Consider the following 12,865-nt stretch of genomic DNA (forward strand, 5'->3'; position numbering starts at 1 on the left):
AGAACGATGTTAGTGAGTAGACGAAAAGGACATGCAGCAAATCATATCGTCAGAATCAACGGAAAACGGATGGATCTCAAAGCATTAGAGCAAGTCATGATGCTTCATTTTCCGCTTAAGGAATGTGCCATCATTCCGAAGAAAAATCAAGAAGGCAGTCTATCGCTTGTGCTATTTGCACAGGCGAAGGACCCTTCGCTGACAAGGGAGGACCTGATGAAAGGTCCACTTCACCCTCATGAAGTGCCAGCTGCTCTTGTCTTATTACCTTCTTTGCCAAAGACAGAAAGTGGAGCAGTCGACACAGAGGCACTGCTTTCAATTGAAATCATAGATCAAGAGGAATTAAGAAAGATAGAAGAGCGCACCAAAGCTATAGATGGAGTAGAGGAAGCGGCCGCTTTCATTGAAAGTCAGTCAGAAAAACAAACGCCCTATCACTTAGATGACCTGTTTCCTAATCGACAGCATACTCAAGGGAACGGATCGCTTTCGAAGAAGGAAGCGAGCGAGACAAAGCAATCATCTGTACATGAGAAGCCGCCTGCACTTGTGTATGGCGGAGATGTGATCAAAAAGCCAGGCACACCTGTCACACTGACAGAGGTGCTGATTCGAGCAGCTTTTATGTCACCAGACCGCGGGGTGACTTATTTCAAAGAAGACGGGCATACGTTGACCCAAACCTATCCTGAATTACTAACAAGCGCTGAACGGGTTCTGTCCGGTTTAAGGGCAGCAGGACTGACAAACGGTGATCAAGTGTTACTTCAATTGAAAGATCATCAAGATTTTATCACGGTGTTCTGGGGCTGTATTCTCGGAGGAATCATTCCGACCCCGGTCTCTGTGCCGCCTGTTTATGATGAAATGAATCAAGGTGTGAATAAGCTGAAGGGCGTGTTTCAGCTGCAAAATGAACCTTTCATTATTACGAATGAAGCAAATGCTGAGGACATTGCTGGGCTGCGTGAGACATTTGAAGCAAAGACCATGCCTATCTTAACAATTGAAACATTGCTGGCGTATGAACCAGATGAACAGCATTATGAGCCGGAGCCGGATGAGCCTGTGCTGCAGCTGCTGTCTTCAGGAAGTACGGGTGTACCAAAGTGTATCCGTCATCATCATCAAAGCATTTTATCTAGAATTATGGCTTTTGAGCAGGTAAACGGCTTTACACATGAGGATGTGTCGCTTAACTGGATGCCGCTTGATCATGTTGGTGGAATTGTCATGTTTCATGTACATGACGTCTACCTTGGCTGCCAGCAGATTAGTCCATCCATCGATCAATTTATCGAGCGGCCGATGGTGTGGCTCGATTGGGTAGAAACATACGGTGTGACAAGAACATGGGCGCCAAACTTTGCTTTTGCCATGATGAATGAATATGAGGAGGACATTCGTAAAGGGAGCTGGGACCTGTCTACTCTGACTTATATCATGAATGCAGCGGAAGCAGTTGTCCCGAAAGTCACACAGCGCTTCATGCACATCATGGGTCAGCACAGATTAAGCCGTCATGCGATGGTACCTGCTTACGGCATGTCAGAAACATCCTCAGCCATTGTTCAGTCAAAGAAATTTATGCGGAACGGTGAACAGGATGGCCAGCTGACGATTGATCAAAATTCATTAACAAGTGAGATCGAATATGTGACGCACGATCACCCGAACAAGATGACGTTTACAGAAGTCGGCACACCGATTCCGTCTGTATGGATTCGAATTGTAGATGAGCATCACGAGGTGCTGCCAGAAGATCAGGTTGGGCGCTTGCAGGTGAAGAGTCCAACAATTATGATGGGCTACTATCAAAATGAGGAAGCCAATCAAGAAGTATTTGCGGAAAACGGCTGGTTTCACACGGGGGATTTAGGCTTTATTCACGAAGGGCGTCTCGTTCTGACAGGTCGAGAAAAAGACATCATTGTTATCAACGGCGCTAACTATTTAAATTACGAAATTGAAGCGGTTGTAGAAGAGGTGGACGGGGTTGAAGTCACCTTTGCCGCTGCGTACGGCATTTATAATCCCGAATCAAGCAACGACACGCTTGCTGTCTTTTTTGTCTCACAAAGGGATTCAATAGAGGAACAAATCACAATGATTCAACAGATTAGAGAGGCCATCATTCGAAAAATCGGCATAGAGCCTGATCACATCATTCCGGTGAAAAAAGATCAATTTCCGAAAACGGAGAGTGGGAAAATCCAGCGTGCTCAGTTAGGCGCAGCACTAAAAGATGGAGCCTTCCGTGACATTGAACAGGCACTGGATCTTGCTTCTGAAAATGAACAAACACTCCCAGATTGGTTTTTTAAACGCATTTGGGCTAAGGAGAATATCGGTCCAGCTCAGCCTTTTGCTGACCATGTACTCGTTTTCGAAGATGAAAAAGGACTTTATCAATCGCTTTACGCCCAATTTGAGCAAAAGAATCAGCCATATATTTCTGTGAGAAAAGGGCATGAATTTTTGCGTCTGTCTAAAGGGATGTATCAGATAAACCCGAGAATCAAGGGGGATTACGTCAGGCTCATTGCAGCACTTGAAGCAGATGAACTAAAGACCGGGCGTATGCTCCATCTGTGGAATGTGTCAGACAAAGAAGACATCGTTGATCCTGCGCATTTCAAAGAGCTGCATGCCAGCACCAATCAATCCATTTTGTACTTGTATCAAGCATTGAGACAAGCAAATAAAGAGCCCAGCCGTTTTGTCGTTGTGACAAAAGGTGGACAATTTGTGCAGCCTGAAGACGATCTTCATGTGGAGAAAACGCCGCTTGTAGGTCTATTAAAAACCATTCCGCAAGAATGGGAAGGAGCAGAGGTGTCTCATCTTGATATTGAAGCGGAGAATGTAGAACAGGATGCCAAGCATATTGCGGATGAATTGTCTGCTATCCATATAAAAGCAGAAGTGTCTTACCGAAATGGGGACAGGTTCGTACCAAAGCTGGAAAAAGTCAATATGATGGAAGCACCTCAAACAGAAGGGTTTTTAGAATATGAAGGTCTTTATTTATTGACTGGAGGACTTGGCGGGATTGGGTTTGAGCTGTCTAAGCAGATGCTCCAATTTGGCTTAAAGCTCGTCTTGATTGGACGGACATCTCTGGAAGGCAGCTTGGAAAAGAAAGAAGCCTTCTCACAGTTAAAAGGTTTTGGTGACGTCATTTATGTCCAAGCGGATGTGACCAACTTATTTGACGTCGAACAGGCGATTTATGAAGCAGAAAAGCATTTTGGACAATCGATCCGAGGTGTGCTGCATTTGGCCGGTGCTGGCAATGTGTCTGAGCATTTTCAGCAGGCGGACAAGTATACACTGGCTCATACGTCAGAAGAGGATTTCACAAAAGAAATGTCAGGGAAAGCAGACGGGGCATGGGTGCTGCAGGAAGCCTTTAAGTATGATCCGACAATACCGCTTGTCTTTTTTGGATCGGTCAATGGCTTTTTTGGCGGCACGACATTTGGGGCATACTCTGCGGCCAACAGCTTTTTAGATGGACTCGCCCACGCTCTCACCTTTCAACAAGGAAGACGAGCAATTTCTTTGAACTTCAGTATGTGGGATAATCTCGGTTTGTCTAAGGGGCATACCGGAGCAGCTCTCACCGTTCGCAAGGGATTTCAATTGATTGGAAAGAAGCAAGGTCTCCATTCATTATGTCTAGGTGTTCGGCTGAATGAAGCGCATCTATTTATCGGATTGGACGGAGCAAACCCAGACATCGCCGGGTATCTTCAGCCAGCTCCAATACCGGTCTTTGAAAAAAAGCTTTTTTACACTGTTCAGCCTGGCAAAGAAGTGCATGTTGAAGAGATCAAGAGCATCGCAGAAGGTAAATGGGACATTCAGCAAGTACAGGAAATACCGAAAAAGCAAGATGGCTCAATTGATCATGAAGCTCTCAAATTGAACCATGGCAAAAACGTACAAAGCCTTGAAAAGCAATTGCCAGAAACGAAGACAGAGCAGCTTCTTGCCGTCATATGGGAGGACATTTTAGATGTGGATCGCGTCTACAAAGAGGATCAATTCTTCGACCTTGGCGGACATTCACTAAAAGCGACTCAAACCATTTCTCGGATCAATCATGAATTTTCAATGAAGGCGCCTTTAAAAATATTATTTGAAAGCAAACATCTGGCACATCTGGCGCAAATGATTGATGACATCAAAGGGGCGCCAGCCGTTCAGGAAGCCAAAATTCCAAAGCTTGAAAAGAAAACAAGCTATGAGCTGTCACATGCCCAGAAGCGCATTTGGTTCTTATCCACATTAGAAAAGAGCCATCATTACAATATATTAGGTGCTTGGAAGCTGACAGGATCATTACACATTCAAGCATTAACAAAAGCGATTGGCCTTTTAACAAAGCGGCATGAAGCACTTCGGGCAACATTCGAATCACTTGGCGGCAAGCCGGTCCAACTCATTCGAGAAGACCTTCCGCCATCTGTGACTGTGGCAAATTTCTCGTTATTTAATGAAAAAACAAGAGCGAGAAGACTGAAGCAGCTCATTCAGCAAGAGGCAGAACGCGTCTATGATTTAGAAAGAGGACCTCTTGCGCAGTGGACGATAGTAGATATGGGCAAGGAGGAATATTATCTTCTTTGCGCGCAGCATCACATCATTTCAGATGCATGGTCACTCAGCCTGCTCATTCAGGAATTAGAAGTGGCATATGACGCACTGATTGCAGATGAAACGCCGCAGCTCCCAGCCTTAGAAATCGAATGGACAGATTATGTACATTGGGAAAATGAACAATTAAAGCATCATCAAGCAGACAAAACCTATTGGCTCAATACGTTACAAGGTGAACTTCCAGTGCTGGAGCTTCCGTTTGACCGCCCTCGTCCGTCGGTTCAAACATTTAACGGTGCTACAGAGCAAATCGTATTGGATGAACCGCTTATCCGCCGCTTGCAGGCTTTGTCTAAGCAGCAGGGCACGACACTGTTCATGACAATGCTGTCTGCGTACTACGTCCTGCTTCACAAGCTGTCCGGACAGACAGATATCATTGTTGGATCGCCTATTGCAGGCCGGGATGCCAAGCAATCAGAGCAGCTCGTTGGGATGTTTGTGAATACACTTGCGCTGAGACAGGACGTCTCAACAGCAGAGACGTTCGCCGATCTCTTGGAAAATGTGAAAGAGATGACATTAAAAGCGTTTGAACATCAGCATTATCCATTTGATAAGCTTGTCGATGACATTTCGTTAGATCGAGATTTAAGCCGGTCACCTATTTTTCAGGCGGCCATGGGGTATGTCACCAATTCGCTTGATGTAAACCTAAAAGGGCTGACAAGTGAACATGTGGTGGTTCATCATACAGTATCTAAATTTGATCTCACCCTGCATGTATTTGAACAGGAAGAGCAGCTGTCGATTCATGTGGAATACAATACGGATTTATTTGATCAAGAGACCATCCATCGTTATATGAACTATTATCTCCATGTGCTAGACGGCATGACGGCTCAGCCTGAGCGTACATTTGCTGATTATTGCTTAATGGACAAAGCGGAACAGGCGGCGATGATTATAGGGAAAAATCAAACGGAAACGCCTTATCCAAAGCGTACGCTTCAAGAATTGTTTGAAGAACAGGTGAAGCGTGATCCGCATCGTATTGCCTTGTCCTATATGGATAAGCATATGACGTATGAAGCCTTAGATAAGAAGGCGACAAAGCTTGCTGCTTACTTGCAGTCAAAAGGAATTGGACCAGGCTCCCTTGTCCCGATGCTTTTTGATCGCTCCTTTGACATGATTGTTTCGGTACTAGGAATCATCAAATCTGGTGCTGCATATGTTCCGATGTCACCTGAATATCCTGATGCACGCATCCGTCTCATCGTTCGTGATACGCAAAGCGATGTGATCATCACCCAGTCTCATTTTGCAGACCGTCTAGTAGACTTTACATGTACAAAGATCGTCATGGACAAGCCAATACAAGAAACAAATGCAGTGTATCAAAGAGAATCATCGATCATAGGTGAAGACCAGATAGCCTATGTTAATTACACATCAGGCTCAACAGGTACACCAAAAGGCGTGATGCTTCCTCATGCAGGAGTTGTCCGCTTGGTTAGAGAAACAAATTATATAAAGCTCGGTCCAGATGACAAAATGCTTCAGCTCTCAAACTATGCTTTTGATGCCTTTACATTTGAATTATGGGGAATGCTGCTGAATGGCGGTCAGCTGATTCTGCTCCCAAAATATGCAGCACTGAATATGGACGAATTAACACAGTTCATCAAAACGCATCAAGTCACAGCCAACTGTCTGCCAACCGCTTTATTTAATCGATTGGTGGAGCATGATCCAAAAAGCGTGGCAGGCTACCGCACATTACTCGTTGGCGGGGAAGCTATGTCTAGTGAGCATGCACGAAAGGCACTGCCGCATATGGAAGGTGTGCTCGTCAATGCTTACGGGCCAACAGAAAACACGACCTTAGCCACAACACATCAAGTCACACACGTGCCAGCAGGTGCAAAATCAGTTCCAATTGGTGTGCCGGTGTCGAACTCAACTGTTGTCATACTGGACGATGCGCTCAACCCAGTACCACTAGGAGTCAAAGGAGAAATTTATATCGGTGGAACTGGCCTTGCTAAAGGCTACCTTCATGATCCAGAGCGGACAAAGGAGCGGTTTATTGACAATCCTTTTCCTGAACTAAAGGGAGACAAGCTGTATCGTTCAGGCGACCTTGGTACATGGCGGTCAGATGGCACCATTGAATACCTCGGCCGAAAAGATCATCTAGTGAAAATTAGAGGATATCGAATTGAATGCGGAGAAATTGAGACAGCACTGCTCAAGCATCCACAAGTCAAAGAATGTACAGTCATCGCCAAAACGTATGGCAGCTCAAAACGGCTGGCAGCCTACCTTGTGACAAACGGAGACAATCCTGTTCCGGGCTGGAAAGCCTTTTTGCAGGAAAGCCTGCCAGGCTATATGATTCCAAGTTACTTTGTCGTACTGGATGAAATGCCGGTGACAACGAACGGGAAGGTTGATCAAAAAGCGCTGCCAGAGCCAACAGAAACAATCTCCCTTTCCCAAGATGACGACAAACCGGTCACCGAAACGGAGGAGCGGATTGTCGCAGCTTTCAAGGAGGTGCTTGGTGTAAAGCAAGTAGGTATGCATGACTCCTTCTTTGATCTGGGCGGCGATTCCATCATGAGTATTCAGGCTGTCGCCAAATTAAAAGAAAAAGGTGTTCGTGTTGATCCAAAATGGATTTTTATGCACCCTGCACCTGCGCAATTAGCCGCACATTTGGACGCAGTACCAGAAGCCGCTGAGAACGTCGAAAGGTCTCCGAAGGACTACGTGATCGAGCTGAAAAAAGGTGATCCAGCCGAACCAAGAATATTCTTTGCACCGCCTGCTGGTGGAACGGTGATGGGCTATATTGATGTTGCTAAGCTCATGACACATCAAGGTGCTGTGTACGCCTTGCAGTCTCCTGGCCTATATGAGGATGAAGAGCCGCAATTTCTCCATTACACGGAGCTTGTGACCCTTTTTATTGAAGCTATTGAAACGTTCTACCGTCCGGGCATCGACTATCTCGCAGGGCATTCAATGGGCGGTCATCTTGCCTACGGAATGAATCAGCGGCTCTCTCATGCAGGAAAAGCACCGAAAGGACTCATCGTTTTAGATACGGTGCCAGTGCTAAGAGATGAGGCAGATCAGGCACTTCATGCCGATATGAACGAAGAAGAAGTGAAAATGCTCGCACTTGTCCTTGGAATGGGGAATCTGGTCGGCATTCAGCCAGAAGCTTTACAAGGATTGAGCTTCCAAGAAGTGAAGCAGAGAATACTCAAAGAAGCAGAAAAGGATGAAGTTGTTCATCAATTCATGAATGATCAATATTTAGATAAATATTTGCAAATGCAAACGCATAATACGATCATGTCACAAGCCATTGAATTAGAAAAAGAACCATTTCCTGTGCCATTTTATATTGTCCAAAGCAGTGATCACGCAAGCGATTTCCAGAAGAAGTTCGCAGACTGGGAGGCTTATACGAAAGGATCGTGCTCGTATTACCACATCAAAGGCGACCATGTCACCATGATGAAAAGACCGCAGGCAGATGAACTGGCACGGATTCTTCAAACGATTATAAAGGGGTAAAGACGTATGAATCAGTTATTTAAAACCTTTGAAAAAAAATCAGATCTCATTCAGCTTATATGTTTTCCTTTTGCCGGCGGATATTCCGCCTCATACCGTCCACTCTTTGAACAGCTAAAAGACATGGCCGAAGTCACAGCAGCAGAGCCTCCAGGGCACGGCACCAATCTCATGCCGCTTGAATCAAGCATTGACAGGCTGGCAGAGCTGTATAAAGAAGGACTCACGGACAAATTGAACCGTCCATTTATTCTGTTCGGACATTCAATGGGCGGACTTGTGGTTTACAGACTAACCCAGCTGCTAGAAAAAGAAGGGATCTATCCGGCAGCAGCGGTGATCTCAGCCATTCAGCCTCCGCAAACAAAACGACAGATGCTGACGCATTTATCCAATGACGCATTTGTGCAGCATATTGCCGAAATGGGCGGGATTCCAAAGGAATTACTAGAAAACAAACCAATGATGGATTACTTTACACCATCCTTGCGTGCAGACTACAGGGCACTAGAAACCTTTCAGCACACAGATCAATCGATCATCGACACACCTGTTTATTTATTCAATGGAAAACAAGATGAGAAATGCATGCAGGATGCAAGCGGCTGGCTAAAATGGGCAAAAACCATCGAACGCACCGATTTCGATGGAGGCCACATGTACATCAACACACATCCCGAGCCATTTGCAGAGCAGATGAGACATGTGATTGAGCTTGCAGCCAAGCAGCAATTGATCAAGAATTAAGAAAAAACGACCCATCAATAGGGTCGTTTTTTACTGAGGAATAATACTTGAAAACGCTGATATAGCTAATGAAAATAAGAATAATAAAACGAATGGGATGTAAAATTTATAACTTCTATTTTCTTGATCTTTTAAGTGAGAATAGCACCACACACTAAATGCGACTATAACGAAAATGTTGATGTTCCATAAAAATGGAAGTGTAATCGTGCGTTCAGCATTAGATACCTTTAATAGGTATAAAATAATAACAATCAAGTTGCCTAATAAAATGTAATAGTAAGCTAATATCCCTTTTTTAAAAATATTTTTATAGGAATCTTTTATTCCGAAAATAATAAAACTTAAAAAAATGACTAATGAAAAAAATAAAACTTCAATCATTGGCTTGAATATTTCTCCAATCACAGCAAGTGAAATACCTATCCACTTACTAACTTCAATTACATCTTGATTCCCATCAATTTGTAGCTCTAGTAGATTTTTATTTATTTCATCCATTTTTAATATAGAAAGGATGAAAGCTATTATACCAGAAAGCATACATACTAATAAAATGTGTTTTTTCATAATAGCACCCTTTAACAATATCAAATTTTTATAAAATAAAATTCAATCATCGAAGCAATAAATAATAAGAAAACACCGGTTATAAGCTGACTAGCATAGATTTTTCCTTTTGTTTTAAATGAAATTTTGTTTTTAGATATGATATATCCTATAATCTGTCTTGATATATCAAAAGAGACAAAATAAAAAAGAAACAAACCGAAAATTTCAATCGGAGCGTGGAAAATAATATAGTATAATGCTATATCAATTCCATATATATATGTATACGATATAAAAAATGCACCTAAGAAAAAACCATTTAGAAAAATAATAATGCTAGATAACAAACCTAAACTAACAATGCCAGATATTAATATTAGGAGTGACACAAAAAGGTTATTAAAAAAAATTTCTAGATAGCTATGAATCTCAATGTTGTTTTTCAAATCTATACTATCTATAAATGTTGAAGCAAAAATACTTAAACTAAAACCTCCTAAAAATAATATGATAAAAACTGAAAAATTTTTAAGATAATTTTTCAAAAAATTTCTTTTCGAGTTGATCTTCATGAAAAGTCACTCCTGAAGATTTTTTTTCTGAGTGAATGATACTACCATTATCAATAAAAAGGATTTCATCACATAAGTCTGCAGCAAATTGAATGATATGTGTGGAGAGCAAAATGATTTTGTTGGCATCTCTGAAATTTCTTAAATGTTTTTTCATGTCAGCCATGTTTGTAGGATCAAGACCTGTAAATGGCTCATCTAATAAAATAATGTTTGGATGATGTAATATTGTTAAAATAAAAGACATTCTTTGTCTCATACCTCTTGAAAGAGCAGAGGAACGGCGGTGAATTTGTTCTTCTAATCCATATTTGCTCAATAGATCCTTGATTTGATCATTTTCTAAAGGTTGTTCTACAAGCATAGATTGGTATTTTACAAGTTCAAAACAGGTTAAGTTTTCAAATAGAGTTGGATCGTCTTCCATATATCCGACAGAAGAAAAATTTTGCTTACTATGATTTATTAATATTTGACCTTCATCAGGGTTTATCAATCCAGCTACCATTTCTAAAATAGTCGTTTTTCCAGCACCATTTTTACCTAATAGTCCGATAATTCTACCCTCTTGGAAATGCATCTCAGGGATCATAACTTTAAAGTTAGACTCTTTGTACTCTTTTATTAGACCATGAATTGATAACATACAATCCCTCACTCAAATAATGTTTTAAATGATTTGTAATTTTTGTTGATTGTTCTATCCCAAAATTTAATCATTAAAAATAAAATGATGAATGAACAAGCAGCCATAACAGAATTTGTTAAAATGAAATATACTGTGCTATATGAGGAAATCACTGATAAAGCTAGAATGAAACCATAACAAATATTTAAAGTCAATTTACTAAGAGAACTTGGAACTTGATAAACAAATTCCCAATTAAAATAAGGAAATACAACAGTAGAACCGACGGTACAAATACCGACGAGAATACAAGTGTTTATTAAAGTAATCATCACGTAAAAAGGCTGATCTAGTTTTAATACAAAGCTTGAAAAAATGATATATAAAATACAAAAAAACAAGTGTAATATAATAGATAAAATAATCTTGTTTTTAATTTTATTTTTCACTAAGTTAGGTAAATTCTGTTTTAAAGGAAGAATGGGGCCATCAATATCAAAAGAGACATATGGTTGTATTGCGTTCGATATAATAATCATTGGAAAAATCACACTAAAAATAAATAAAAAATCATTTTCTATATTCAATGTTTCAAGTTGATTTGTATTAACACCATAAAGAATTAGACCAAATAACCCCCCAGATATTGTTAATATAAATAATAATACTGACCATTGTATAGGAGGATTTCTCATGAGAAGTGTAATTTCATAAAATAAAATATGATTAAACTCTCTAGATGTTCTTTTTCGTTTTTCTTTTAATTCTTTTTGGGAATTAAAAATTGGTACATTACGAACATTTTTCTTCCAATTCATCAATAACAATAAGCTAATAAATGTGAAGGTTAAAATAAAATATATTGAATAACTAGATAAAGAATTTGTTAATAAATTGAATCTAAATACAGTGAAAACCCACAGTGCAATGAGGCCAGTAGTTATATAACCAATACTCGATGAAATTGAGAAAAACTTTGGGTTAGAAAGTAGCAACAAGACATGTAATCTAAGTAAGTAACCTATAATAAAAGACGAGGCTGCCAAAGCAGCGATTGTAAAAGATCCCTCATACCCATTTATAATTAAATTTGCTAAGTAAGACCCTAAAATGAAGAATAATACACCCACAATAGTACTGAAAAACTTACTCATATCTTTACTGAAGATATATTGATCTAGATGAACTTTTAAAATAGCCATCTGTTTTTTATCAGTAGAGAAAAGTATTCTCATCAAACTTTTATCAATATTAACTGTAAACATAAATATAAACAGCGATAAATAGATTATTGTTAAATCCTTAACGAAAAAAGGAGTTAATATACCTAGTAATAGCGGTGTTATTATGTATAAGAAAGCAAAAAACACAAAAATGAGAGCATTATTTCGTTGGTGTCTTCTTAGATCATTGATTAACAACATTTTTGTATATGTTAAATATTTATGCATTTACAACACTTCCATTTTAAAGGTGTATAGAGAAGGCTGTTACACCTTCTCTATTAAATCTTTTTTAGAAAGAAATAGCGTATTTCACTCCGTATTTTCTAGCATAACTAATGACCAGAGAAGCAATAGCACCAAGTCCAAAAGTACCTAAGACAGCAGCAACAGCACCCACTGTACCTGCTGCATTTAGAATTGCACTAACAGAAGTTATAGCCCAGCCAGGTATTTGAGGATAGTTTGCTACTAGATTTGCAAAAGGTGTAACTGGTTCAAGAGTCAATAAAATCATAGTTGTTAAAGTTAGAGTGAAAATAAGACTCAAGCCTACAAGTGCAAAAAATCTATTTTTTAAACTCAATTCCATAATTAACACCCCCTCCCTTGCTTATATACCCATATTATACAAAAAAAGGATATTAAATAAATGGGTTTTTTATACTGTATTTTATTTCTCTGTAACGAAAGAGTAATATTTTGATAAAATGTGAGGAAAGATAATGAATTTACTAGAGAATTATTAGCATATAAATCGTTTTTTTAATTGATAATGACATTTCTTCAGTAACTAGCTATGAAATACAAGGTGAAAACACTAAATATATTTATTGAAATTTAATTCGGACGAAAAAAGAAGCTTTTTAGGATAATACAAGACAAGCAACAATTGATCAGACATTAAAAAAGAAAGCGGCTCTCTTTAAAGAGGCCGCTTT

7 protein-coding genes are annotated in these 12,865 nt (G+C 40.1%); 2 read left to right on the top strand and 5 right to left on the bottom strand.

Annotation, left to right across the window (positions count from 1 at the left end):
- Window positions 1–6 precede the first annotated feature (6 nt).
- The gene (locus OIT90_RS14435; RefSeq protein WP_474892665.1) at window positions 7–8,202 is read left to right on the top strand and encodes an amino acid adenylation domain-containing protein; all 8,196 of its coding nucleotides are present in this window, start codon (window positions 7–9) and stop codon (window positions 8,200–8,202) included.
- A 6-nt stretch (window positions 8,203–8,208) separates the two neighbouring features.
- The gene (locus OIT90_RS14440; RefSeq protein ID WP_144490716.1) at window positions 8,209–8,949 is read left to right on the top strand and encodes a thioesterase II family protein; all 741 of its coding nucleotides are present in this window, start codon (window positions 8,209–8,211) and stop codon (window positions 8,947–8,949) included.
- Between the two features lie 30 nt (window positions 8,950–8,979).
- On the opposite strand, the gene OIT90_RS14445 is transcribed toward OIT90_RS14440, so the two are convergent.
- The 5 genes from OIT90_RS14445 to OIT90_RS14465 form a co-directional block, all read right to left on the bottom strand.
- Window positions 8,980–9,519: a hypothetical protein gene (locus OIT90_RS14445; protein ID WP_075610865.1), complete on the bottom strand. Its 540-nt coding sequence runs from the start codon at window positions 9,517–9,519 to the stop codon at window positions 8,980–8,982.
- 20 nt (window positions 9,520–9,539) lie between these two features.
- A complete protein-coding gene (locus OIT90_RS14450) occupies window positions 9,540–10,073 on the bottom strand; it encodes a stage II sporulation protein M (protein ID WP_073979274.1) in 534 nt (177 codons plus the stop codon).
- Entirely contained in the window at window positions 10,030–10,719 is a 690-nt protein-coding gene (locus OIT90_RS14455) for an ABC transporter ATP-binding protein (protein WP_126682190.1), read from the bottom strand. The genes OIT90_RS14450 and OIT90_RS14455 overlap by 44 nt, the downstream gene beginning before the upstream one ends.
- A gap of 8 nt (window positions 10,720–10,727) precedes the next feature.
- Window positions 10,728–12,152 (bottom strand): hypothetical protein, encoded by a 1,425-nt coding sequence (locus OIT90_RS14460; RefSeq protein ID WP_144490717.1) that lies wholly within the window; start codon window positions 12,150–12,152, stop codon window positions 10,728–10,730.
- A 64-nt stretch (window positions 12,153–12,216) separates the two neighbouring features.
- Window positions 12,217–12,516 (bottom strand): hypothetical protein, encoded by a 300-nt coding sequence (locus OIT90_RS14465; RefSeq protein ID WP_126682192.1) that lies wholly within the window; start codon window positions 12,514–12,516, stop codon window positions 12,217–12,219.
- Between the last annotated feature and the right edge of the window lie 349 nt (window positions 12,517–12,865).

This window comes from Bacillus sp. ABR (genome assembly GCF_056172715.1).

What these genes read in the sequence shown, in the direction of transcription:
- OIT90_RS14435 (WP_474892665.1), top strand. Translation starts at nt 7, where the DNA reads ATGTTAGTGAGTAGACGAAAAGGACATGCAGCAAATCATATCGTCAGA.
- OIT90_RS14440 (WP_144490716.1), top strand. Translation starts at nt 8,209, where the DNA reads ATGAATCAGTTATTTAAAACCTTTGAAAAAAAATCAGATCTCATTCAG.
- OIT90_RS14445 (WP_075610865.1), bottom strand. Translation starts at nt 9,519, where the DNA reads ATGAAAAAACACATTTTATTAGTATGTATGCTTTCTGGTATAATAGCT.
- OIT90_RS14450 (WP_073979274.1), bottom strand. Translation starts at nt 10,073, where the DNA reads ATGAAGATCAACTCGAAAAGAAATTTTTTGAAAAATTATCTTAAAAAT.
- OIT90_RS14455 (WP_126682190.1), bottom strand. Translation starts at nt 10,719, where the DNA reads ATGTTATCAATTCATGGTCTAATAAAAGAGTACAAAGAGTCTAACTTT.
- OIT90_RS14460 (WP_144490717.1), bottom strand. Translation starts at nt 12,152, where the DNA reads ATGCATAAATATTTAACATATACAAAAATGTTGTTAATCAATGATCTA.
- OIT90_RS14465 (WP_126682192.1), bottom strand. Translation starts at nt 12,516, where the DNA reads ATGGAATTGAGTTTAAAAAATAGATTTTTTGCACTTGTAGGCTTGAGT.